Source organism: Pedobacter cryotolerans (assembly GCF_005116475.1).
Classification (GTDB): Bacteria; Bacteroidota; Bacteroidia; order Sphingobacteriales; family Sphingobacteriaceae; genus Pedobacter; species Pedobacter cryotolerans.
Genome location: NZ_SWBO01000013.1, coordinates 1 through 25602, shown reverse-complemented (window position 1 = coordinate 25602; position 25602 = coordinate 1). Strand labels below are relative to the sequence as shown.

Genomic DNA, 25602 nt, shown 5'->3' with positions numbered 1-25602 from the left:
CAATGCTGATGAAAATTTAAGCGCCAATTACGCTCAATAGATAGGTAATTTGATTATCCCAAATTTTTGTTTTTTCGTTCAATGTTTCGTCAGTTGCGAAATCGGTAATAGCCAAGGCAACATCATTTGTTAATTCATCTTGTACAATTTCCATTTCGAAATAACAATGTGGTTCATCATCTAACCACTTGAATTTTACCAACTTATTTTCTTTTATGCTTAGCAATTTTGCTTTTTGCACTTCATCATCCCAAGTAAATGTATATACTTGATCTCTGAAAATAACATCATCCGCAAACCATTGTGATAAACCATTTGGTTCGCTTATAAAACTAAATAATATACGTGGAGAAGATCTCAACTCATATTCTAATGTAAACTTTTTCTTTTCTGACATGGTTAAATACCTCGTATTTTAAAAAATAGTAGAGATTTTTTTACTATTTGTTTCTAAAGAAAAGTAATTTATTCTATATTTGCAACTCTTTAGAAAAATGTAATAATTATCGTAATATATAATTTTTATAATTACCAAAAGAATAATGATTTGGCGAGGTAGCTCAGTTGGTTAGAGCGCAGGTTTCATATCCGCCGCGGCGGACAGAGTTCAGAGATAAAAAGACGGGATTGTCTTTACAAAATATTAATGGCGGGGTAGCTCAGATGGTTAGAGCGCAGGATTCATAACCCTGAGGTCGGCAGTTCGATTCTGCTCCCCGCTACTAAAGCTCAACGAAAGTTGGGCTTTTTTTTTTATAGCTATGATTTTTACAGTATATGTGCTTTATTCAATCAAATTCGATAAAATCTATGTCGGATATACTTCTGATTTGGAGCAAAGGCTTTTATCGCATAACGTATTCGCTACCAAAGGCTATACCATTAAATGAGACCTTGGGAGGTATTACTTACAGAGCAGTTTGGCAGCAAAACCGAAGCAACTAAAAGAGAAAAACAGCTTAAATCTGGAGTTGGAAGGGAAATGATCTGGAATTTAATCAGAAGAAATGAGCGCTGATTCATATCCGCCGCGGCGGACGGAGTTCAACTCTCGTTCTCGCTACTAAAGCTCAACGAAAGTTGGGCTTTTTTTTTATAGCTATGATTTTTACAGTATATGTGCTTTATTCAATCAAATTCAATAAAATCTATGTCGGATATACTTCTGATTTGGAGCAAAGACTTTTATCGCATAACGCGTTCGCTACCAAAGGCTATACCATTAAATATAGACCTTGGGAGGTATTATTTACAGAGCAGTTTGGCAGCAAAACCGAAGCAACTAAAAGAGAAAAACAGCTTAAATCTGGAGTTGGAAGGGAAATGATCTGGAATTTGATCAGAAGAAACGAGAGTTGAACTTTTTTTTTTAATACAGAATTCCAACCACCCAACCTCTTAAATACCTTTGCCAAAATTATATCTTAACCCAAAGCTAAACCCTCTCTTTAAAATTTCAGTTTCTGCAGTATTAGTGATGCTACTTAAATAATAAGAATAAGTTGATAATAAGGTGAACTTCTGGTAACTTACCGCAAGCCTAAATGGGATAGCATAAGAAAACGATTGATAACCACCTAAATCTCGGTTTATAACAATTTGAGCACCAGGAACTTCTGTAGATTTATAAGTGACCACATCATCTTTGATTTGATGTATGTTGGCGCTTATACCAGAGCCTATGGTTATTTTAGTATTGTTATTACTGTAAACATGGTAGTTATAAGTTGGTGAAAACATATAACTAATTTGGGTAAAACTCTGCGTTTCTTCTGAACGATTATCTATACCATAAAATTTAACTTTTTCCTTTAAAGCAGAAACCTCAAAATTTAACTCTGATTTATTTTTCTCATCTAAGCTAATGCTTATCCCAACCGTTGGTAAAATACTGATAGGATTTGAAGATGAAGATGTTCCCAAAACATTCTCTCCGTTATAATTAAATGTGCTAAAATTCACGCCTATTCCTGCTAAAAAATTAACTTTTGATTTAATTGGTTGTACAAAACTATTCTGATCATCATTAATTAAGACAACAATCTCCTCTAAATCTTTAGCGGCGTATTTGGCATCATTTATTTTTGAAACCAAATTCACATTGTTATTTTCAATGCTAGTCATTATCCGCTTCAGTTGATCTCGAAATATGTTTTGTGTTTCTACTTTAAAATCTATAGCAGCCGAATAAAAGTTACGGAAAATCAATTCTTCATACAATCCACTTTGTTTTTTGATGTAAAATCTGGCTTTAAGTGTATCAGTATAACTGTATAAATTTAATCTTTTGCCTTCAACAATCACATCTAAGAAAACAGTATCTTTTGTAGAAGTAGAATCAAGATATTTAGGCAAATTTGGATATTTAACCTTGTTCATGCTTTTGTTAATAATTGCTGTTTCAAAAGCCCGCTCAGCACCAATTGATAATTTAGAAGTGTTTTGTATTGTGGCAATTTCATTTAATGAATTATTGCTAGCATAGAATGTAATAGTTTCTGGATTTAGCGTCCATTTTTGAACCTCAATCTTCACATTCTTTTGTTGCCCATTTTTGTCAGTTAAAATGGCATTTGTTAAGTTTTTTTGTGCAGCCACCATTAAGGGAAGACTTAAGGAGAGTGCTAAAATAAATTTTGTCTTTATCATAAACTATAAAATGAAAACCATTTAAAATTAGAAATATGCTTTTGTAAAAATTATTAAATAGCTATTTTACTTTGTAACAATTTCAACTTTACCACCATTCAAAAATAAATCATGCGGAATAAAATATCCACTAATTGAATTACCATTTACATTAATTTGCTTAAGACTTCTACCTTTATTAGGTTTAGAAATGATGAGGGTTTTACCTGTACTAGTTTTCCATTTTATTTCATCAAAAAGCGGAACCGTGACAATATAATTTGGGTCTGTTGCAGAAAATGGATAAAAGCCCATTGCAGTAAAAACATACCAAGCAGACATTTCGCCTGCATCATCCATACCTGAAAGTGCCAAACCTTCTTCTCCAATACCATAAAGTGTATTCATTATCGTGTCTAATATTTTCTGGGATTTTTCTGGCTTTCCAATAAAATGATAAGCAAATGGAGCTTCGTGATCTGGTTGGTTGCCATGACAATACTGTCCAATCATGGTTTCTACATTTCTGGCAATGTGTTTCGGATTCCATGGCACTGTAAATAATGAATCTAACTTATTTTCAAAACCTTTTGAGCCTCCGTACAATTCAATTAAACCAGGCATATCATGTGGGGCATAAAATGAAACCTGCCATGCATTTGCTTCTCTATACATATATTCGTAATACGGATATTGAGGATTGAAAGGAGTAATCCAGCTTCCATCGGCCAATTTACCTCGCATAAATCTGGTTGAAGGATCGAACATATTTTTGTAATTATTAGAGCGCTGCATTAAAACTCTATAATTCGAAGTGTCTCCTAATTTTTTAGCAATTTGAGCTAGCGAATAATCATCATAAGCATATTCTAATGTTTTAGAAACACCGGCTTTAGCTTTGGTTTCTACATGCGGATTTTTAACATCAGGATCAGAAATAAAACCCTTTGCTTTGTACTCTCCAATATGAGGTCTTGCTCCTCCCTCAACATTTGCATTTTTTAATAAAATCTCATACGTTCCTTTGATATCAAAATCATCAATACCTCTTAAATATGATCCAGCAATTGATGACGCTCCATGATCTCCGTGAAAAAAAGTAGGCATAAATCCTTTTTTATCACCAACATCTTTCATGGATTTGATCACATCTAAAGTAACCTTTGGAGAAATTAATCCTAATAAAACATCTTTATTTCTATAAGTATCCCATAATGAAGGTTCGGTATAATATTTAAACCCAGTTTTAACAACTTGCCTTTTTGCATCTGTAAATTCTCCATTCACATCGCTACGTAAAGCAGGCCACAAAAATGACCGGTATAAGCTTGAATAAAACATCTGTCTTTGTTTCTCCGTGCCGCCTTTAACTTCAACATTGGCCAATAATTGTTCCCAAGTTTGCTTTGCCTCATTACGTATAATATTGAAAGACTTTTCCCCTATCTCTTTCTCCAAATTTTGTTTAGCATTTGCCATACTTACAAAAGATAATCCAATTTTCAATTCAACTGGTTTTTTGTTTGCATTTGATAAATGAGCAATAGCATAACCACTTTGTTTTCCTAAATCTTTAATACTTAAACTATCAATATTAACATTTAAAATGGCATAGAAATAAACATTTTCTCCTCCCTGAAACCCTTGTATCACATTGTTTCCTATCTTTTCTATGCGCCAAGTATTAACTCTACTATTGGCTTTTCCCATATCAAAAAGAATTTTTCTATTGGTGTTTTCCTCAAATTCATATAAATGATAACCTGCTCTTAAAGTGGATGTGAGACTGACATTTATTTTGTAATCATCTAAATAAACCTGATAAAAACCAGGAGAAGCACTTTCTCTTTGATGAGAAAATTTAGAACCAAACTTTTCACTTGCATTTGAAAGTGGTAAAATTGGGATATTACAAAGATTCCAATGTCCCTTATTGGTATGTGTAAAACCATAAATAACATTGTCTTCATACTCATAACCAGCACCAGAACCATATTCCGTCATCGGACTTAATTGTACCATAGCATTTGGTAAAGAACTTCCCGGGAATGTGAGTCCAGCCCATGAGCGCCAACCCTTAGGCAATTCATAGCCCAAAATTTTAGGATCTGTTAAAGGTGCTGTACCAATAAATGTATTTACATATTTTGTATAATTATTTCGAGTTTGACTTTTTGCAATTATTGACATTATAAGTAATGACAATAAAAAAGAGAAGGAGTGGATCTTTTTATTCATAAAAATTTATAATTACTGGCAACTTAACAAACATTAAACCTTTAAACTAAAACGTTTTAGTAAATTTAATGTAAGTTACTATATTTCTCTTGGATAGAGCAAACGACAACATAAAAAATAAAATATGTTTAAGTTAATTTTTAAATTCGCAATTTAATTTTCTAACATTACAACCTAAAGGAATAAAATGATAATAAAACATCATTTTAATAATGTTTAAATTTAAATATGCAGTCAATTCCCAACATAGATGAATTTAATAGCATATTTAATGCTTACTACACTAGATTCCTCCGTTTTGCTTTAGGATATGTGAAGGAAACTGAAGTTGCAGAAGATTTTGTTTTAGAAGCCTTCTCTGCATACTGGGAGAACTACGTAAATCTAAGATTAGATACTAAACCACAAGCCTATATTCTAACAATTGTAAAAAACAAATGCTTAAACTACCTACAACATTCGCAAGTACGGCAGCGTGCCGAACAACAAATTAATGACCATAACGATTGGAAATTACAGTTAAGCATATCGACATTAAAATCTTGTGACCCAGAATTTTTATTTTCTAAAGAAATTCAACAAATTGTAGATAATACGCTTAAGCGTTTACCAGAAAAAACACATCAAATCTTTAACTTAAGTCGTAATAAGGGATTATCTTATAAAGAAATTGCTGCAGAATTAAATGTTAGCGTAAAAACCGTAGAGTTTCATATTTCAAGAGCTCTTGAACATTTACGCCTTTCGTTAAAAGACTTTATAACGCTCTTACCGTTTTTGGCCTATTTGCTTTAATCTAAAAACATTGTGTTATTTAGGTAAGTTACCTTTAACATGATTAATACTCCAATGTTAAATCCATCTTAAAATTATTTTAACTTTTTGTTAGGGTCATCACCGCCTGAGCTGTTATCATTATAACAATCAGAACTATGACATATGAATAGAGAGCTATTATTTCGTTTTTTCGAAAACAATACTTCAATACAAGAAGAAAAATTAATTAGACATTGGGTAGAACAATCAGAAGAAAATCATCAGTTTTTACTGTCTGAGCGATTAGCTTATAATATCATGTTGTTAGCTGGATCTGCTGATTCTGTTAAAAAAATAACCGTTACCAAATTTTCACCTTGGAAATGGGGAATTGCAGCTTCTATATTAATTTTAATCAGTATTGGTTCTATATTTTATTTCAATAAACCAACTAACTCAGTAAAATATAGCACCATAATTGTTCCGCCAGGGCAAATTGTAAATGTTATTTTAGCAGATAGCACTCGTGTTTGGCTAAATGCAAACACTTCACTTAAATATCCTACAGAATTCTTAGAAAAAAATAGAATGGTTTACTTAGATGGTGAAGCATTTTTTGATGTGAGTAAAAACAAAGAAAAACCATTTATTGTAAAAACAAAAGTAGGAGATATTCTAGTTACAGGTACACGCTTTAATATTGATGCTTTTGCAAAAGATAATACTTTCGAAACTAGTTTATTTGAGGGGGGAGTTGAATTATATCAAAATGACCAAAAGATTGCCTCTTTAAAACCAAATCAGAAAAGTACGTTTATTGATGGCAAAATTATCATTTCTACCATAGATGGAGAGGATGATTATTTATGGAGAGATGGAATTTTTGCTTTTAAAGACAAAAATCTAGCTGAAATCCTACCATCATTATCAAAAAGCTTTAACGTAAAAATTAGTATTCAATCTAAAAATCTTTCTTCAAACACTTTTTCTGGCAAATTTAAGCTAAACGATGGAGTAGATTATGCACTACAAACCCTACAACGAAGTGTAAAATTCACTTATCAGAAAGATGAGAAAACAGGAAATATCTACATTAAATAACTCAAAATATACATACAATTTAAAATTATAGCTTATGAATTAAAATTTACCGCCTCTATGATGAAAATTGAAAGGCTAATAACCTTTGCCAACTAAATGCTTCATTAACAATCTAAAAATTAAATGCTTTAACCAAACAACTTTAAACTTATGAAGAAATATACTATCTCCATTAATTATTTAGACAGTAAGCCTCCCACTAAAGATTTACATCACATCAAAAAAGTTTTAACCAACAGTTTATTTACAATTATACTCTGTTTAATTTCTACTTTTTCATTTGCTCAAAACACAAAGGTAACCCTAAATAAACAAAACACTCGCCTTGAAACGGTGATGAACGAAATCGAAAAACAAACAGGTTTATTATTCATGTATGGCAAGGAAGTTAACACAAACCAACAAGTTTCTATTGCTGTAAAAGATCAATCACTTACTCAGGTACTTGATTTATTATTTAAAGGCAAAAGTATTGACTATACGCTAAAAGGAAAACATATAACGCTTTCGCCGAAAAAAAATACGAGTACAGGAAACCAACCTCAAAAACCACCAGTTAGCACTAAAAAGCGTATTACTGGAAAAGTTATAGATGTATCTGGCAAACCAGTTCCAAATGCAAATATTTTAGAAGTAGGAACTACCAATAGAAGCTTTACAAATGAATATGGCAATTTCACTATATCTGTAGCAAAAAATGCAAGTATAAAGGTTTCATATATTGGTTTTGTAGACCAGACTTTGCCAGTTGCTGATGGTGATGAATATGACATTACTTTACTAGAAGACTCTAAAGCACTAAATGAGTTAGTGGTAACGGGCTATCAAACAGTAAACAAAAGGGATGTAACTGGATCTATTGCTACGGTAAAAATGGCTGATATTTATATGCCCAACTTTGCTTCAATAGACAAAATGCTTCAAGGCGTGGTGCCAGGAATGATTGTAAACAATAGTAGCTCAAGAGTAGGTTCTTCTCCTTCAATACAAATACGCGGTACATCTACTCTTTTGGGTGATGCATCACCACTGTGGGTAGTTGATGGCATTATTCAAGAAGATCCAATAAAAATTAATGCCGCAACAGCGATGTCTGATGATATGAAAAATATTATTGGAAACCAGGTTTCATGGTTAAATCCGCAAGATATTGAAACCATTACTGTACTTAAAGATGCCTCTGCAACTGCAATTTATGGTTCAAAAGCATCAAATGGGGTAATTTTAGTTACAACCAAACAAGCCAAAGGTCAGAATATCATGTCTGTAAATTATACTGGCTCATTAACTATTAACTCTAAACCAAACTATGGGCAATTCAATCTAATGAACTCTCAAGAGAGAATACAATTCTCTGATGAGGTTTTTGCGTCTGGCACACCTTATTTAAGTATTCCTTTTAATGATTATTACTCTTACGAAGGTGTAAAAAGATTATATATTGAGGGCTTTATTTCTGCTGATGAATTTGCTAAAAAACGATCGTTTTTAGAAACTGTCAACACCAATTGGTTTGATTTACTTACACGCACTGGCATCGATCAAAATCATAACTTAAGTTTTTCTGGCGGAAATGAAAGAATAAATTTCACTTCTTCATTAGGTTACTCCAGACAACAAGGGCAAGAGATTGGAAATGATTTTGAAAGGTTAAGTGGAAGAGTTGGGGTTGGTTTTCAATTATCTCCAAAACTAAAGCTCAATGTTTCAATTATTGGGGCATATAACGAAATTTATGGCTTTGGTACAGGTGTAAATCCCATAGAATTTGCAACAAAAACTAGTAGGGCAATTCCTGCTTTTGATGAATTTGGCAATCCAGTTTCTTTTCAGAGAACTAATGGATATAGCTATAACAAGTTGCAACAATCTTTAAGTTACAATATTATTAACGAAAGAGACAACTCTAACAGCTTAACGCAAAACTCAAGAATTGCAGCTAGTGCCGACCTCAAGTATACAATTTTACCTTGGCTTAGTTACAATTTTATAGGAGGATACAATTACTCTAGTAATTTCATGTCTTCTACAATGGCCGAAAATACTTATTATATTGGTAACAGATATAGAGGTTATGATTATGGCACGGCCTTGCCAAATTCAGAGTATTTTAATGCCGCTCAGTTACCATTTGGGGGTGAGTACTTTAATAATGATGCATTACAAAGTTCGTATAACTTACAAAACCTTTTTAGAATGTCGTGGACATTAAAAAGCAAAAACAGGTTAAATGTATTGGTAGGTCACGAGCTTCGTTCTGGAACGAGTATTTCAACAGCGAACACTGTGTGGGGTTATTCAAAAGAGCGTGGAGAAGCTATTGTAGCACCAACATTACCTGTTAACCTTATTCCAACCAGCGGTACAACCCTCGCTTATCCTGGTTTTGGAATACTTAATAATATCTACAATGGTAGATGGAGTAGATTTAATCAGACCAATAATTTCATGTCTGTTTTTGCTACAGCAGCATACAGTATTGCTAATAAATATGTAATTAACTCAAGTGTTCGTAATGATTTTTCAAACCGTTTCGGTCAGGATATTAATAAACGCCTTGATCCAACCTATTCATTAGGTGTTTCATGGAGAGTTAGTGAAGAGAAATTCATCAAAAACAACATCCCGCAAATTACACAATTTAATATCAGAGCAACTTACGGTATACAAGGTAATGCACTTACTAATGAGAGCCCTGAATTGATGCTTAACAAACAAGGACTAAAACCTTTATTTAATCAATATTTCTCAACTATTAATAGAATTTCAAACCCTAACCTTTCATGGGAAAGAACTACCAACTGGAACTTTGGAGCTGATTTATTATTATTTGGTAAAATTAACTTTGTAGCTGATTATTATTCAAGAAGATCAAACGCAGTTTTAGTTCAACAAATACCCTATGAATTTGGCATAGTTACTACTTCAATGAATGGTGGTATTATTAAAAATAGAGGTTTGGAGGCTACAGTATCGTTCTCTCCAATAAACACACAAACCACTGGTTTCAGCGTTAGTTTTAATGCTTCAAAAAACTGGAACACAACAGGACCATCAATTGGTGTCAGTACACTTGGTAATTATTTAAATGGTAGAGCAGGGGGAATTTTAAAAGAAGGTTATCCTGTAAACAGCTTTTGGTCTTATTCTTTTGCCGGTTTAAACCCTACCAATGGTAATGCACAATTTAATCTTTTAGATGCAGACCCAGCAGCAGCAAGAATAGATCCAAGCATATTTTTGGTTAATTCTGGAGAAAGCATTCCATCAATTACAAGCGGATTAAATATGAATTTCAGGTACAAATCTTTCTCTTTAGGAACTGGATTTGCAATGATTTTAGGTGGCAAAACACGCTTAGATAATCCTTATGCAAATTTTTCAGCTGGTTTAAAACTACCCCCTGCAGAGTTTAATGTGAATAAAAATTTAATTAATAGATGGAAAAAACCAGGTGATGAATTAACCACAAATATACCTTCAATTAATCCAACTACTACAGTGTTAACCCCCCTACCTAACGGTTCTTCTGGTTATTTAACAGATTTTTGGGCACTATCGGATGCTATGGTTGTGGATGCATCATTTTTAAGATTTAGAAATTTGGACCTAACTTATAGATTTAAAAACAAAGCCCTTGAACGATTAAAAATGAAAAACCTAGCACTTACAGGTTCTGCAAATAACTTATTCGTTATTGCATCTAAAAGATTTAATGGAATGGATCCGGAATTGAAAAATAGTGTAATGCCAAAATCATTTACAATTGCTATTTCTTGTGGCCTTTAAAATTTAAATAAAATGAAAAAATTAATATACTTAGGCATCATATTGCTGCTTACATCATGCTCAAAATTTCTTGAGCCACAATCTCAAACCGAATATATACCTAGGGATGTAAATGCTTTAAATGAGCTATTATTGGGTAATGCTTACATAGATCCAGCAAATCAAGCTCATCCCGTATTTTCTTATAATGAAGTATTCTCTGATGATTTTGCAACAGCCGCTGACAATGGAAATCATGCAAATAATGCGTTAAGGTACAGAAACAATAAACCCTATTTTGCATGGCATCCCGATATGTTTAAACTTGGAAATGACAATGTTATATTTCAAAATGTATGGAGGTCTACCTACCAGAATATTTTAGGCTGTAATGCCGCTTTAGATTATATTGATAAAGTAACTGGCACAACAAATGATAAAAACTATGTAAAAGGCCAAGCATTGGCACTTAGGGCATTTTATTATTTTCAATTGGTAAACCTTTTTGGAGAACCTTACAATTATAACAAGAATGCTTTAGGGGTACCGTTAAAACTTAATGCTGGTTTAGAACCAGAGTTTCCAGCTCGTGCAACAGTTGAAGAAGTTTATACACAAATTGATAAAGATTTGGCTGAAGCTGAGTTTGCATTTCTTTCACTCCCTAATACAAAACAGTTCATTAAAGATGGCAGAGTTACCTTACCGATGATACAATTAATGAAAGCTAGAACAGCTTTATTTATGGAAGATTATGATAAGGTTATAATAAACGCAAATAATGTCATAAATAATTGGGGTTTATCTCTACTTGATTTAAACTCATTTATACAGACTCCTGCACAACCTTATTACGTTTTTAGCAACTATAAAAACCCAGAAGCAGTATGGCTTTTTGGCTCAAGTGCCGACTTTAATAAATTTACAACAGATTTAATTTATCTTACACCAACCAATTTAACTCAACCAAGACGTTTATTCACAGCAGCTCCAGCATTAGTAAGCTCTTACGACGTAAATGATTTAAGAAAAGACAACTATATTTTTAAAGAAAGTCCAACCATTTCAAGTTTGCAAGCATTGGGCAAAATACCTGTCAATACAGGATACTCTTTTATTACTACCGAGTTCGGAAGGTCTTTAAGATTATCTGAAGCCTATGTAATGTTGGCAGAAGCTTATTATAGAAAAAACAGAGCACCTGAAGCAGTTACAACTTTAGAAACGCTAAGATTAAAACGATATAAAACAACCTCTGGCGTTGCTTATAAAGTTCCTGCAGCAAGCACATCTGGTTCTGCTTTATTAGATTTTATTAAAGCAGAACGTAGAAGAGAAATGTGTTTTGAAGGATTAAGATGGTTTGATTTACGCAGATGGGGAATGGAAAGCTTCTCTAGAGTTTGGAAAGAAGATGGAGGCGTTACACAAACATTTACCATAAACAAAAACGATCCTGCGTTTACATTGCCTATTCCTTTTGATGCAATTGACAAAAACCCAGCATTAAAGCAAAATATTTTATCAACTCCAAAATATTAATTATGAAAAAGATATTTATTTATTCGGCTCTATTGGTTTCTATCACCTTAACATTATCATGTTATAAAGAAAAACTAATTGTACCATCTTCTTTAGAAGGTGCAGACAGATTTAAATTTCCTCAAGGCACAAACGACTATGATTTGGCTGTTAAAAAAGTATATGATGATTTCGGAATAAAAATTATTTATAAGGGATTTGATGACAAAGATTTTGGTCTAAGCTGGACTTCTCCTGCCTTTGGAAAGCAAGGATTTGATATTCCTGAAAATCAACAAAAAGATGCTGTAAATTTTATTGCTAACCACATTTTCGGAAATCTAAATGCTAAAATCACTAACAAAGTATTGCCTCCATATTTTTATGTTGCAGATAGTCTCAGTCAAAGTTCTGTGACAGGAACTTTTCAAACTACTACCCCAATTAACTATTATTACACAGGATTAGATTTTTGGGCATTTACATGGGATGGGGTACGTGGAGAAACCAAAAACTTAACTACTGGAGTAAGTACATATACCACAGCTAGAGTTCGCCCAATTACCTCGTTCCAATATTTTTATAAAAGAGGCGTAATTTTAAAAGAAATTTTTAAAAGTGCAGTGGATAAAGGCAATATTGTACCCCCAGAAAATTTTAACAGTGGTATAGATTTTACAACTCCAATTGTAACTGCAGCAGCATCATCTAGCGATGTAAACTACTATAAAAAAAGAGGATTTCCAGGTCAAATGACAAACACCTTAAACTTCAATATTGGCATAGTATCATTAGTTACCAATACCGGGCCAACCAGAAATTTTATCGATTATATTCATTTATGCATGAGATACAAACCTGATTCGATAGAAGTAAATTATCCAAAAAGTCAATTTCCAATTATTCATCAAAAATATCCTATTGTAATACAATACATGAAAGATAAATATGGCATTGATTTAGACAAAATAGCAACAAAACCTTAAATAAGCAATAACAAAAATTGAGCTAACGTGCAAATTTAGCATGTTAGTTCAATTATTTTCAGCATGAAAAATAAGCTAATCACCAAGCTAAACAGTTTTAGCGGCTTGGCTATTTCTAAACATTATAAATACACCTAAATAACCAAAACACCAATAAATAAAACTATAAAATCAATAAAAACACACAATGAAAAAAACATTCCTAGTACTTTTAGTGCTGATCAATGCATTACAATTATTTGCTCAAGATCAAACTAAAGAGAAGACAAAATTACAAGTAAAAGAAGGCAGTTGGTATAAGGAAGCTCCGCTAAATGGAACTTTTGGAATTGACCTTAATGGCGCAAAGCAACTTTTAAAAACTAAAAAAATACTAAAAACACCAATTATAGCTTTAATAGGTACAGGATCAGACATTGAACATGAGGCCTTAAAAAATTCTGTCTGGGTTAACCCTACCGAAAAACTAGACGGAATTGACAATGATAAAAATGGATTTATTGATGACATTAACGGTTGGAATTTTTTAGGCTCTAAAGAAGGCCAAACAATGGAAAAAACCGTGAGCGAAATTGACCGAGAATGGCTTAGATTAAAGGATAAATATGCCGAAATCTATTTTGATGGCAAAAGTTATTTTACCATAGAAAATGGACTTAGAAAAAGCGCCCCAAAACCAGCCAATTTATCTGAATTTGTCTATTTTGATAATTTGAAGAAACTCTCTAGTGGAAGTCTTGCAAGTAAATATTCAAGTTACAAATTTGCCTTCTTGCAGAAAGAATATGTAGAAATGTGGGATAAAGAAATCATGCGCAAATGGAATGGCAAAACTAGAAAAGACATACCAGCAGATAGTGCCTTAGCTTTATTTTACGACAAAACGAAAGCAGTTGAATTAGATTCGTTAAAAAGGGCTGTATTTGGTATGACTAGTATGTTTAGCCAACTATATAAAGGTTATATGCCAGATAAAAGTTATGTAGTCAATTGGGAAGTTGTTTACGATAACTTTATGAACAAGCAAATAGACTTTAGCAAAAAAAATTTTGATGATGCTTTTAAATTTTTTGGTAACGACCAAAGACAAGCTTTAGTTAAAGATGCTTCAAATGATATTACTGATAATAAATATGGCAATAATATACTTTTAACAGCTACATCAGGTTTTGGAACCTTACTTTCAGGTATCATTGCAGGAAATGATGTCAATGGCACAGGTTTTAGTGGTATCATGCCCGAAGCTAAAATCATGAACTTAGTTGTTGCAGGCAAAAGTGGAGCACCATACCCTAAAGACGTAGCGCTTGCCATCAAATATGCAGTAGATAAAGGTGCTGATGTAATTGTTCTTTCACAGCAAAGTAGCTTATTTTCTACTGAACAAAAGACATGGATTTATGATGCCATAAGACAGGCAGAAAAGAAAGGCATATTGGTGATTGTACCAGCTTTAGAAAGAAGAGAAGATCTGGATAAAGTAGTTTATCACCCACGTAGAGAAAATTTTAATGGCTTACCATTTACCAACTTAATGGTTATAGCTAATTCAGATAAAAAAGGCTTACCTTCTGAACTATCTAGCTACGGAAAAAATAGTTTAGATATGTTTGTACCAGGTGTTAATGTATATTCTACTTTGCCAGGCGATACCTATAACATTGTTGCGTCACCTTCATCATGTGTTGCTGTTGCGGCTGCATCTGCGGCTCTAATTAAAGCATATTTCCCTAATTTAAATGGTACTCAAATTAGAAAATTGCTAATGGCTAATGTTACCTCAAGAAAAGGATTAGAAGTAGAGAAAAATTTTACTAATGGTGGTAAAGCTGTGGTTGATTTATTTTTATATGAACAATTATGTACATCTGGAGGTATTTTAAACTTGAAAAAAACAGTAGAAGCGGCTTTAAAAACAAAAAAATAAGAATTAGATGGCACTTAAAAAAAACATTTTTATTAAATTATTTTGTGTAATAAGTATATTTTTTACTTACAACGCAATTGCCCAAAAGGCAACAACTGTAATTCCTTATGAGCTTTACTCTGGGAAAATGATCATTAAAATGATGATCAATGGTCAGCAAGAGCGTTTTATATTTGACACAGGTGCTGGAAAAAGTTCCCTATCTACTGAATTTTGTAAAAAACAAAACCTAAAAATTACCGACTCTGTAAAAATAAGTGATGTTACTAGTAACACGGCATATTATAAACAAGTTAAAATTGATTCACTTGTTACATTGGATAAGAAAATAAAATTTAATGGCCTAACAGCTGTTATTATGCCTGAGCCATCACCCATAAGATGTTTTGATGCTATTGGCTTACTTGGAAGTGATATGCTTGCCCAAACCATTTGTATTATTGATTCAAAATCAAAAACAATTACAATCATTGCTGGTGAAAATCCTTTAAAAGAATCATTCAGGTATGCACATGATTTTAAACATCCAAGTGTCCTGCCAATTTTTAACACCTATATAAACGGACAAGAATTACAAGTTCTTTTTGATAGTGGATCAGGATCTTTCATGAATTTAAAACAGAGCGACTTTGAGCGATTAAAAGCTAACGGAAATGCTAAATTATTAAAAGAAGGTTCTGGAGCTAAAAGTTTTGGCATTTCTGGCAAACTTGATAAAGCTGTTAACTATCAAGTTTATATTCCAGAATTGAGGGTTGGCCCTATGAAGGTTGCCAACATTGTAACCGAAACTTCAAATCCACCCCATACCTTATTAGGAGTTGCTTTTATGCAGCATGCAAAAATGATTATAGATTATCCTAATAGGAGATTATACTGTGTACCTTATGAGCAGGGCGTTATTAATCCTAAATTCAGACAAACCAATTTTAGCATCACTGTAGCAAAAGGACAATTAACGGTTGCACACATTTGGAAAGATTTAGAAGGACAAATTGCTGATGGAGACGTGATCACTCATATAAACGGTGTTAAAACAGGTGTTTATAATTTTTGCGATGTGGCAGCTGGCATTAAAGAGTTAAAAGAACCTGGCCCGAAAATGATGACTATACAAACCAAAGATAACAGAACAGTAAATTTAGCATACAAGGTAGAAGAAATAAAAGCACCATAATTGGGGCATTAAAACATAAAAAAATAATGATGAAAAAATTAATTATCCTTTTTCTAATAATAACAACTACTGTAAAAGTTTATTCGCAACAATCTCAAGTTAAGATAGAAGCTTCTAATTTTAAAACTGTTGAGGGTCGCATAGCCATTAACTTAATGGTAAATGGTATTGAGGGAACTTTTATTTTAGATTTAGCTGGAAAAACTGCATTGTTACCAGAGTTTGCAGAAAAGATAGGAATTGATTCTTATACTGAAACAACTTTACAAGATTTGCCAACAGTGAGAAAAATTGCAGCAGCTAAAAAATTCAAAATAAATACCATTGCTTTTGGCAATAATGTATTTGCGAATACTTTAACATCGCTTTTACTCGAAGGCGAAGCGGCTAACTATATTAAAAAGCTCGGCGTTTCAGGCGTTATAAGTGGTTCATTTTTTAAAAATGTGGTGCTTACTATCGACAAAAAAAATGGCAAAATATATACTTCTACACCCTTTAAACCTACATTTATGCGTTTAACAGAAAGAACAAGTGGCGATATACTACTTGGCGGGATTCCTGAATTCGAAATCAAAGTAAATAACAAACCCACAAAAGTAATTTTTGATACATGGGAAACAGGAACTTTATCTTTAATATCGAAAACATTAATAGCAGTTAAACCTAATATAAACACCAAAGGAAAAATTTCTGGCATTGGTTATAGTGCAGATAATGTTAATGCTGAAGCATTTAAAGGCCAAGATATTTCTGTAGTAAATATGAACCTTAAAAACAAATTAATCACTATTAATCCTAATCTAGTAAAGCCTGTTGTTGGTCTTGGCTTACTTGATTTTGGCTTAATATCTATTGATTTTCAGAATAGTAAAATTTATTATCAATCGTATGAAAGTACAAAAATCAACGAGATTATAACCGAACCCTTAATAAAAATTGAACAAGGAAAAGTTAATGCAATTACTAAAGCCGAGTTTATAGAATACATCTATGATTATAAAAGCAATAAAGACTTTGTTTTTAAAGGAGATAAACCAGTAATTATAGATTTTTGGGCAACTTGGTGCGCTCCATGTATGAAAATGATGCCTGAAATGGAGAAACTTGCTACACAGTATAAAGATAAAGTTGTTTTTTATAAAATAAACGCAGATAAAGAGAAAGAATTATGCTCAAAGCTTAATATAATGGCCTTACCATATATTATAATGGTTAAACCTGGTCAAAAGCCTATTATAGAAATCGGAAATGATGTTTCTAAAATAGTCAGCATCATAGAAAATGATTTGTTAAAATAACTTCTTAGTTACTTAAATTCCAATTTTTAATGGGTTTAGGTAGTTAATTAATGTTTTAGAGGGCGCCCTAATCCGGCGCTCTCTTTAATTAAATAATCTAAATTTCAGCTTAAAATATAAATCAGTTAGTTGTAATTATTTTATCTAAATATTTGCCTTAAAACCTTTTTAATTTATGAAAAAGAGTATACTAACCATATTAATGGTTTTTAGTGTAATTTCCATTGTACATGGACAAGTAAAAGCTCCTGCTGCAAGCCTAGCAGACACCTCAAAAAAAACCGGACCCGCAGCTTCTCCGAATAAACCTAAATTATACAGCCAAATTATATCCAATAAGGCAATTACACAAAAGGGAATGATTACATCACATAAAATTGATGATAAATATTTCTTTGAGATAGCGGATTCGTTGTTAGGTAGAGACATTTTAGTTGTAAATCGTATTTCTAAATCTGGTGCTGATGTTCGTGCTTTACAAGGATATGCTGGAGATGAAATAGGCAGGACTATTATCCGTTTTGATAAAGGACCAAATGATCGTATTTTTTTAAGAAATATAAGTTTTGCAACCTATAGTACTGACAGCACTTCATCAATGTATCAGTCCTTAAAAAATTCAAATATTCAACCTATAATTTCTTCCTTTAATATTGCCACAAATACTCCTGATAATAAAGGGAGTGTGATTGATATTACTACTTTTTTAAACGGTGATAATGATATACTCTACTTTGGCTCTTCAACAGTTAAATCAAAATTAAAATTAGGAGCACAACAAGCTGATAGAAGTTATGTTTTAGGTATACGCAGTTTTCCAACAAATGTTGAAATAAATTCAGTTAAAACCTATAGTATAACGCCTAGTGGATCGTCTAATGGCTTAACATCAAGTAATGCAGCCACTATAGAGCTAAAATCTTCTTTAGTCTTACTACCAAAAACACCAATGAAACCTAGATATTTTGATAACAGAATTGGTTATTTTAATGTAGGTTACACTGATTTTGATTTAAATCCACAAGGGATTGAAGAGGTTCAAATGATAATGAGATGGCGCTTAGAACCAAAACCAGAAGATATGGTAAAATATAAAAGGGGAGAGCTAGTTGAACCTAAAAAACCAATCGTTTACTACATAGATCCTACTACGCCAAAAAAATGGGTGCCATATTTAATTGCAGGTATTAACGATTGGGCAAAGGCATTTGAAAAAGCGGGGTTTAAAAATGCTGTTATAGGGAAAGAAGCACCAACTAAAGCACAAGATTCTACTTGGAGCTTAGATGACGCAAGGCATTCTGCAATTGTATATAAACCATCAGAAATTCCTAACGCTAATGCACCAATTACTACAGACCCTAGATCAGGAGAAATTATTGAAAGCCATATCAATTGGTACCATAATGTTCAGAAGTTGCTCCATGATTGGTATATGATTCAGACTGCTGCTGTTGATCCAAGAGCACGAAAAATGCAGTTTAGCGATGAATTAATGGGCGATTTAATCCGTTTTGTTTCATCTCATGAAGTAGGACATACTTTAGGTTTATTACATAATTATGGCTCTAGCTCTACAGTACCTGTAGAAAACCTGCGTAATAAAAAATGGGTTGAAGAAAATGGTCATACACCATCAATAATGGATTATGCCCGTTTTAATTATGTAGCCCAGCCAGAAGATAATATTTCTTCTAAAGGTTTGTATCCTCGTATTGGCGATTATGATAAATGGGCTATAGAATGGGGTTATAGATATTTTCCAGATAATAAAAATGTTGATTCTGATATGAAAATATTAGACAAAATGACACTTGAAGCTGCAAAAAATAGAAGGTTATGGTTTGGTACAGAAGCAAATAAAGATGACCCGAACTCACAAAATGAAGATTTAGGTGATAACGCAATGATTGCCAGCGATTATGGTATAAAAAATTTAAAGGTTATCTTATCAAATTTGTCAGAATGGACAAAAGTACCTGGTAAGGGATATGAAAATTTAGCTCACATGTATGATCAAGTCGTGGCTCAATATAATCGTTATTTGGGGCACGTAATTAAGAATATTGGAGGGGTTTATGAAAACCCTAAAACTGTAGATCAGCCAGGCATGGTATATGAACGTACTCCCGTTTCAAAACAAAAGCAAGCTATTGATTTTTTTAGTAGACAGTTGTTTAATACGCCAAAATGGTTAATTAACCAGCAAATTTTAAATAATATTGATCAAAGTTCAATTGAAATAATTGCAAAGCTACAAAGTAGTACATTGATCAGATTGTTAAGCAGCAAAACATTAAGTAAACTTATTGATGCAGAAGCTAGCGAAGGGCCAAAAGCTTATAAAATAAGTGATTTATTTACTGATTTAAATAAAGCAATTTTATCTGAGCTAAAAACAAATACACCTATCGATATTTACCGTCGTAATTTACAAAAGGCATACATTGATAGACTTGTGGGAATCGTAAAACCTGCTCAAACTGTAGCTGCAACCATTCCTTCTCCTACAAATACCAACTCAAAAAACAGTCCCTTTTCTTTTCCAACAGAATTAACTAATTCACAAAGTGATACCATGTCTGAAACTAAAAATGTTTTAAGAGAATTACGGATTAGCGTTAAATCTGCAGCTGCCAATCAATCAGATCCAGCGAGTAAACATCATTTAATGGATTTGTATGAGCGTATTGAAGCTGCATTAGACTCTAAAATTGATAATTAGAAAAGTTTTAGTTTTTCTATAAAATTGAAATACAAGTAGCAATTGGTCTACTAATAACATCCATAGCTACTTGTATTCATTAAAATCTACCAAACCCGCCGTCTCCTCTTCTCATCATCTGATCGCCGTTTCTTGGCTTGGCACCGCTCCATTTTTGTAAACGCATAGTTAAACGAACCATAAAGTATTGACTCAATGCATTAGATCTGGTATCAATGATAGCTCCGTTATCTAATATATTTCTATTCACAAAATTATTTTGGTTTAATAAGTCAAATGCCTGAAAAGTTAACTTCGCCCTGCGCTTATAAAATTCTTTTTCTATATAGGCATTAATAACAAATGGATTGTTAGTAATATTTGCATTTATACCACTCACATAATTTTTACTAGCACTATATCCAAAAATCAGTGTTTTCCACATATAAAATTTACCATCTATATTAAATGCTAATGTATTTGTTTTGCTATCTAAAGAACTGGGCAATGTATTATTTGATTTGATAACACTGTAAGACACAAAAGGATTAACTTCTAACCATTCTGTTGGGTTAATTCTTGGCCCGAAACGTTCATTAAAATTCCAAGTTGTAGTAACGTTTTCAATATTATCGCTCATAGAAACACCATGATTATAACTAATGTTTCCATTTAGGCTTAAATTGTATTTCCTATCACCAAATTGCTTACTGATAGAATGATTTGTATTAATCCTATAAACACCATTTAAATTCACAAAACGCGTTTCATTTTTTCTACTGTTAAATGCATCCGAAATCTGAACAACATTTCTTACAACTGAGTTCTCAATAAAGGTTGCATTTGCATTTACTGAATAATTTAATTTCGCAATGGCGATATAATTATTATAACTGGTATTCACACTGTGATTAAATGTAACTTTTAAATCTGGATTGCCGACCACTGGATTTTGAGGATTTGAAACATCCCGAACAGGTTGAATTTGATCAAAACTTGGCTCTGTTGCATTACCAGAATAGTTTAGTTGCAAGCTGTGTTGTTTAGACCATAAATATTGAAAACGAGCAATTGGTATTAAATTAAAACTACTGCGGTTAGTACTCGTTCCTAAACTTTCCTTTGTGCCACTCAATACGGCAGGTACAGCCGTTACACCTAAAGAAAACTTAAGCTTTGAATCTTTACTAACGCCATATCTATAGTTCAATGCTAACCTTGTCTGTGTAAAAGAATAATCATAAATATTACTCAGCGAATCTACAATTTGTTTAGATCCGTCGGTAAATATGTTGCTAGTGATAGCAGTATTGTCATAACCATTATAGTTAATTTGTCCATTAAACTCTAACTGCGTATTAACTGTAAGGGGTTCGGCAAATGTTAAGCTTGCCCTATAATTTTTTGTTAAATTATCTCTGTTAACAACTCTGTTTATTAAAGAATCTTTAAGCACAAGATCAGATAATCCATCGTAGTACAATATTCTGGCATTTCTATCTTGTTCTGCCTCTTGATTGTTATTATTTAAACTAATTTGAACAGAGATATTTCTCCTCGGCTTTGCAAACAAATGCTGGTAAAAAGCAGTAATCCCGTAATTTGGCCTAGTATTTCTATTAGAATTATTACCAGTTTGATCTTGCCTAAACGACTGGTTATCAGGTGATGGCTCTGCTGCAACAAAACGCTGCAAATTTGACGATTCATTACCAGCAACAGTTGAAGCATAATTAAATGTTGGCGTAATTCTCAAAAAATTTGAGCTATCCAAATTAGCTTCCAACTCAAAATTTAGGTTATGAGATTTAGTATCATTTGTACTCGAACCCTCGTTTGATGAAAAAGTATTTCCTCTTATACTTGGAATTTGTGCAATACTGCTATTAATTGAATTGGTATTATTAAAAGCATAGCGATAATTTGTATTAATTTTTATTTTAGGAGTGATTTGATCGCGGTAAGAAAAAGCCGAAGTACCATTATTTGTAGTGCCGCCACTACCTCCAAATGCATTTAGATTTGGAGTGTTATTACCTCCATTTCCTCTTCCACCTCCCCCATTATTGTTGTTACCACTAGAATTCCCACTATTTGCTACACCATTAACTGTATTATTTAATCTAATATTAACGCCAATACTTTGATTGGTATTTAATCTTGTTGCAAATACTGAACCTTCATACCTATCATTATTTCCTGCCCCTCCCGTTACATTTATGCTATTACCTACAGATTTACTTCTTTTGGTAACTATATTCAAAATTTTTTCTGGGTCTCCATCCTTTATCCCTGTTCGCTCTGCTTGATCGCCATAATCATCAACAATTTGAATTTTTTCTACTATTTCTGCAGGTAAATTTTGTAACGCAGTAGCCACATCACCTCCTAAGTATACTTTGCCATTAATTTTTGCTCTCGCAATTGGAGCACCTTGATGTACTACTGAACCATCATTTCCCACTTCCATCCCCTCCATTTTTTTTACCAATTCATCAACAGTAGCATTTTCTCTAACAACATAATCACTCGCCTTATATTCAACAGTATCCGTTTTATAGGTAATTGAAGGCGCTCCGTTAATCACAACTGCGTCTAATGTTTTCGAGTCGGCTTTTAAAATTATTGGGGCCATTTGAATTTTGGCTGTAGCATCGTTTTGTCTATATTTTCCAATAAAAGATTTAAAACCTAAACTATTAACTGAAATCGTGTAAACAGCCGATTTTACATTTATAAATCTAAACATCCCATCAGGATTTGTACCCATGATCAGCGTATCCTTTTCTGATGTTAATCGTACTGTAACCCCAGGTATACCAACATTTGTTGTATCCTTTACAATACCACTAACTTCTCTTAAAGATAACGGTGATATCACGTTTTTTGGAGGGTTTTGTTGCTGAGCGATAGCTTCTATAGTTGTTAAAAGAATAATTATAACTAACAATCTTTTGTAGCTAAGTAAAAAGGAAACGGCTTGGTAAATATTGAACATCTAATTTATGATAAAGATTGCTGTAATGTTTTTATTATTCATTTTCTAAAAATTACTCATTAGATAACCAAAAGAAATTAATTCAAATCAATAGACTTAATTATGACACAATAGCTTAATCACAAATTCATCTTATTTATACTTAAAACACTAAATCATTAATAAATGAGATACAGAAGCCAAATTGAAAATCTATATCTCTTAAATGTTACGATTGTAGGTAAAAAAAATCCTCGTTGAATTTCAACGAGGATTCTAATATTTTGATCATACTATTTAGCAAGTTTATAGCTTTCTGCCAACTTTAAAGCATTGTATGCATTAACTATTCCGCCACTAACACAAATTTCTGAAAAAGGAACACGAACATTTTCTCCCTTTTCATTTTTATATTTTATTTTATGCTCAACCTTAGTAACAGATTTAATAATGATGTCCCTTACTTCATTTGGTTTTAATTCAGGGTAATATGTTAAAATTAAAGCTGCCAGTCCAGATACAACTGGCGATGCCATACTTGTACCATCAAATTCCTCATATTTTGAATTTGGAACTGTAGAGTTAATTTTAAATCCAGGGGCGAATACATCTACATTATTTTTACCATAATTAGAAAATGAAGCTTTTAAATTCTCATCATCTTTATAAGCACTTGCACCTACCTCAATCCAATTATTTGCATGTGGTAATTTAAACTTTAGGGTATCTACCGGAATTGGCTTTACAAACGGATCAGGTCTGCCATTCATATTTCTATTCTGCATTCCTTGCTGGGTAATTAAATCAGAAATCTTCGGCGCTATTACAGATTTTTTAGCTTTATAATAAGCCTCCGCTTCGGCACCATCGTAAAATTTATTTGGATAATTCTCAATTCGATCATTATCGCTATTATCATTCCCAGCAGCATGCACTAACAACACGCCTTTACTTTCTGCATATTTTACGGCATCATCAACAGCTTTTTTATCCCATTTATAGCCTTTTCCAAAGCTCATATTAATTACCTTAGCACCATTATCAACTGCATATCTAATCCCATTTGCTACATCTTTATCACGCTCATCGCCCTCTGGCACAACTCTAATAGTCATAATTTGTACATGGTTTGCTACTCCCATAATCCCTAACTCATTAGTTCTATCCGCACCAATTATACCAGAAACATGAGTTCCATGATCAGCATTGGCACCAGCAACATCACTATTTCCATAATCTCGTTGATTTGAATTAGCATAATCATCCCCTACTAATGCCGCTCTCTCATCATATTTAATGTTCAAATTGTATTTTAACATTACCTCTAGCTCATGATGACCCTTTTTAATGGTATTATAAAATTTGTCAATTCCTCCTTCATCCTTAGCTCCCTTTCTAATAATCTTCTTAACATACTCTTCAGTTTCGTCATCTGCTTTATAGTTCTCAATATCTTCTAATGCTGGAATACTTTTACCATTTACAACGGCAACCGAATCTAAAACCTTTTTAATCAAAATATAAATCGGAAATGCACTACTCGCCTCATCAAATCTCTTTCCAAATTCGGCACGTGCTTTCTGATAAATCGCAAATTCCTTTTTCTCTGTACTATCTAATACCGTACTAGGTAACGTAGAACGGTATTTATCCTCATATTTCCTTTTAATTCTAACCAATTCTAAATTATCATAAGCAAGGCTCCCTTTTTTCGAACCTAAAAAATTCCAACCATTAATATCATCAATGTACCCATTACCGTCATCATCTAAACCATTTCCCGGTATTTCCTTTAAGTTAGTCCATAAAACATCTTTTAAATCTTCATGCCTTACATCAGTACCACCATCAATTACTGCAACAATAACTTTTTGCTTGGGTCTTTTGTCTTTTAATAATTCGTTGTAAGCCTTATCAGTACTAATCCCAAAATAACCAGATTTAATTAAGTCCAAATTATACCAATTTGGTGGTAAAATAACATTTTTATCTTGTGCGAAAGCACTAAGAACTATTCCGAAAAATAGCACCAAAGAAAAATATACTCTTAGTTTCATAATTATATGATATTATACAAAAACGTAATTTACAATATTACAGTTTTAAAATAGCTCCACTTAAAAAAAATGATCGTTTAACAAATTTTTAACACATAAAAAAAGAGTAAAGTTGAATTGATTTTTTTTTAGCAGATCACATTCAATGGTACTATTAAAGCATGTCCCGCTTTCCGTTATACGGCCATTGCCCGCTATCCACTTCGGTATACACTGCAATCGGGTCTATGATGGAGCATGTTGTGCTGCTATTTACATTTGCCTAGCAAAGTTCACAAAGCACATCGCTTTTTGGATCAACAAAAGCCAACACAACATTTTAATAGGAAATTTTGTAAAACAAGAAAGCCTCACAACTTTCGTTATGAGGCTTCTTTTAAGATCTGGCACCGACCTACTCTCCCACATGTTACTGCAGTACCATCGGCTCTGGCGGGCTTAACTTCTCTGTTCGGAATGGG

17 protein-coding genes, 1 tRNA gene and 1 rRNA gene are annotated in these 25602 nt (G+C 32.7%); 13 read left to right on the top strand and 6 right to left on the bottom strand.

Annotated elements, in window-relative coordinates:
• Positions 1-16: 16 nt before the first annotated feature.
• On the bottom strand, positions 17-397 hold the full coding sequence (locus FA045_RS16745) for an START-like domain-containing protein (protein WP_136841354.1): 381 nt from the start codon (positions 395-397) through the stop codon (positions 17-19).
• 251 nt (positions 398-648) lie between these two features.
• On the opposite strand from FA045_RS16745, the gene FA045_RS16740 reads away from it, so the two are divergent.
• The 4 genes from FA045_RS16740 (at position 649) to FA045_RS16730 (ending at position 1359) form a co-directional block, all read left to right on the top strand.
• A tRNA-Met gene (locus FA045_RS16740) sits at positions 649-722 on the top strand.
• Between the two features lie 39 nt (positions 723-761).
• The gene (locus tag FA045_RS19100) at positions 762-890 is read left to right on the top strand and encodes a GIY-YIG nuclease family protein (RefSeq protein ID WP_225871370.1); all 129 of its coding nucleotides are present in this window, start codon (positions 762-764) and stop codon (positions 888-890) included.
• Positions 887-1018: a GIY-YIG nuclease family protein gene (locus FA045_RS19140; RefSeq protein WP_262709614.1), complete on the top strand. Its 132-nt coding sequence runs from the start codon at positions 887-889 to the stop codon at positions 1016-1018. The genes FA045_RS19100 and FA045_RS19140 overlap by 4 nt, the downstream gene beginning before the upstream one ends.
• A gap of 83 nt (positions 1019-1101) precedes the next feature.
• Positions 1102-1359, top strand: a complete 258-nt coding sequence (locus FA045_RS16730; protein ID WP_225871369.1) for a GIY-YIG nuclease family protein — start codon at positions 1102-1104, stop codon at positions 1357-1359.
• 39 nt (positions 1360-1398) lie between these two features.
• Here the strand turns inward: FA045_RS16730 and FA045_RS16725 are convergent, their stop codons facing one another.
• Entirely contained in the window at positions 1399-2649 is a 1251-nt protein-coding gene (locus FA045_RS16725; protein ID WP_136878238.1) for a hypothetical protein, read from the bottom strand.
• A gap of 66 nt (positions 2650-2715) precedes the next feature.
• Entirely contained in the window at positions 2716-4866 is a 2151-nt protein-coding gene (locus FA045_RS16720; protein ID WP_136878237.1) for a GH92 family glycosyl hydrolase, read from the bottom strand.
• A gap of 228 nt (positions 4867-5094) precedes the next feature.
• On the opposite strand from FA045_RS16720, the gene FA045_RS16715 reads away from it, so the two are divergent.
• The 9 genes from FA045_RS16715 to FA045_RS16675 all read left to right on the top strand — a co-directional run bounded on the left by FA045_RS16715 (position 5095) and on the right by FA045_RS16675 (position 20128).
• Entirely contained in the window at positions 5095-5661 is a 567-nt protein-coding gene (locus FA045_RS16715) for an RNA polymerase sigma-70 factor (protein ID WP_136878236.1), read from the top strand.
• 144 nt (positions 5662-5805) lie between these two features.
• On the top strand, positions 5806-6723 hold the full coding sequence (locus FA045_RS16710; RefSeq protein ID WP_136878235.1) for a FecR family protein: 918 nt from the start codon (positions 5806-5808) through the stop codon (positions 6721-6723).
• A gap of 150 nt (positions 6724-6873) precedes the next feature.
• Positions 6874-10512: a SusC/RagA family TonB-linked outer membrane protein gene (locus FA045_RS16705; protein WP_136878234.1), complete on the top strand. Its 3639-nt coding sequence runs from the start codon at positions 6874-6876 to the stop codon at positions 10510-10512.
• Between the two features lie 12 nt (positions 10513-10524).
• Positions 10525-12033 (top strand): RagB/SusD family nutrient uptake outer membrane protein, encoded by a 1509-nt coding sequence (locus tag FA045_RS16700; RefSeq protein ID WP_136878233.1) that lies wholly within the window; start codon positions 10525-10527, stop codon positions 12031-12033.
• 2 nt (positions 12034-12035) lie between these two features.
• The gene (locus tag FA045_RS16695) at positions 12036-12998 is read left to right on the top strand and encodes a hypothetical protein (RefSeq protein WP_136878232.1); all 963 of its coding nucleotides are present in this window, start codon (positions 12036-12038) and stop codon (positions 12996-12998) included.
• A 187-nt stretch (positions 12999-13185) separates the two neighbouring features.
• Positions 13186-14925 carry a S8 family serine peptidase gene (locus FA045_RS16690; protein ID WP_136878231.1) on the top strand — a complete coding sequence of 580 codons (1740 nt, stop codon included), beginning with the start codon at positions 13186-13188 and terminating at the stop codon, positions 14923-14925.
• Between the two features lie 7 nt (positions 14926-14932).
• Entirely contained in the window at positions 14933-16102 is a 1170-nt protein-coding gene (locus FA045_RS16685) for a retroviral-like aspartic protease family protein (protein ID WP_136878230.1), read from the top strand.
• Positions 16103-16128: 26 nt separating this feature from the next.
• Positions 16129-17403: a thioredoxin domain-containing protein gene (locus tag FA045_RS16680; RefSeq protein WP_136878229.1), complete on the top strand. Its 1275-nt coding sequence runs from the start codon at positions 16129-16131 to the stop codon at positions 17401-17403.
• A gap of 175 nt (positions 17404-17578) precedes the next feature.
• Positions 17579-20128 (top strand): zinc-dependent metalloprotease, encoded by a 2550-nt coding sequence (locus FA045_RS16675; protein WP_136878228.1) that lies wholly within the window; start codon positions 17579-17581, stop codon positions 20126-20128.
• Positions 20129-20207: 79 nt separating this feature from the next.
• Here the strand turns inward: FA045_RS16675 and FA045_RS16670 are convergent, their stop codons facing one another.
• The 3 genes from FA045_RS16670 to rrf all read right to left on the bottom strand — a co-directional run.
• Positions 20208-23105, bottom strand: a complete 2898-nt coding sequence (locus FA045_RS16670) for a TonB-dependent receptor (RefSeq protein WP_136878227.1) — start codon at positions 23103-23105, stop codon at positions 20208-20210.
• Between the two features lie 272 nt (positions 23106-23377).
• Positions 23378-25141, bottom strand: coding sequence for a S8 family serine peptidase (locus tag FA045_RS16665; RefSeq protein WP_136878226.1), 1764 nt, complete (start codon positions 25139-25141; stop codon positions 23378-23380).
• A gap of 381 nt (positions 25142-25522) precedes the next feature.
• Positions 25523-25602 (bottom strand): 5S ribosomal RNA (rrf, locus tag FA045_RS19235); the annotation flags it as partial.

What these genes read in the sequence shown, in the direction of transcription:
- FA045_RS16745 (WP_136841354.1), bottom strand. Translation starts at nt 397, where the DNA reads ATGTCAGAAAAGAAAAAGTTTACATTAGAATATGAGTTGAGATCTTCT.
- FA045_RS19100 (WP_225871370.1), top strand. Translation starts at nt 762, where the DNA reads ATGATTTTTACAGTATATGTGCTTTATTCAATCAAATTCGATAAAATC.
- FA045_RS19140 (WP_262709614.1), top strand. Translation starts at nt 887, where the DNA reads ATGAGACCTTGGGAGGTATTACTTACAGAGCAGTTTGGCAGCAAAACC.
- FA045_RS16730 (WP_225871369.1), top strand. Translation starts at nt 1,102, where the DNA reads ATGATTTTTACAGTATATGTGCTTTATTCAATCAAATTCAATAAAATC.
- FA045_RS16725 (WP_136878238.1), bottom strand. Translation starts at nt 2,649, where the DNA reads ATGATAAAGACAAAATTTATTTTAGCACTCTCCTTAAGTCTTCCCTTA.
- FA045_RS16720 (WP_136878237.1), bottom strand. Translation starts at nt 4,866, where the DNA reads ATGAATAAAAAGATCCACTCCTTCTCTTTTTTATTGTCATTACTTATA.
- FA045_RS16715 (WP_136878236.1), top strand. Translation starts at nt 5,095, where the DNA reads ATGCAGTCAATTCCCAACATAGATGAATTTAATAGCATATTTAATGCT.
- FA045_RS16710 (WP_136878235.1), top strand. Translation starts at nt 5,806, where the DNA reads ATGAATAGAGAGCTATTATTTCGTTTTTTCGAAAACAATACTTCAATA.
- FA045_RS16705 (WP_136878234.1), top strand. Translation starts at nt 6,874, where the DNA reads ATGAAGAAATATACTATCTCCATTAATTATTTAGACAGTAAGCCTCCC.
- FA045_RS16700 (WP_136878233.1), top strand. Translation starts at nt 10,525, where the DNA reads ATGAAAAAATTAATATACTTAGGCATCATATTGCTGCTTACATCATGC.
- FA045_RS16695 (WP_136878232.1), top strand. Translation starts at nt 12,036, where the DNA reads ATGAAAAAGATATTTATTTATTCGGCTCTATTGGTTTCTATCACCTTA.
- FA045_RS16690 (WP_136878231.1), top strand. Translation starts at nt 13,186, where the DNA reads ATGAAAAAAACATTCCTAGTACTTTTAGTGCTGATCAATGCATTACAA.
- FA045_RS16685 (WP_136878230.1), top strand. Translation starts at nt 14,933, where the DNA reads ATGGCACTTAAAAAAAACATTTTTATTAAATTATTTTGTGTAATAAGT.
- FA045_RS16680 (WP_136878229.1), top strand. Translation starts at nt 16,129, where the DNA reads ATGATGAAAAAATTAATTATCCTTTTTCTAATAATAACAACTACTGTA.
- FA045_RS16675 (WP_136878228.1), top strand. Translation starts at nt 17,579, where the DNA reads ATGAAAAAGAGTATACTAACCATATTAATGGTTTTTAGTGTAATTTCC.
- FA045_RS16670 (WP_136878227.1), bottom strand. Translation starts at nt 23,105, where the DNA reads ATGTTCAATATTTACCAAGCCGTTTCCTTTTTACTTAGCTACAAAAGA.
- FA045_RS16665 (WP_136878226.1), bottom strand. Translation starts at nt 25,141, where the DNA reads ATGAAACTAAGAGTATATTTTTCTTTGGTGCTATTTTTCGGAATAGTT.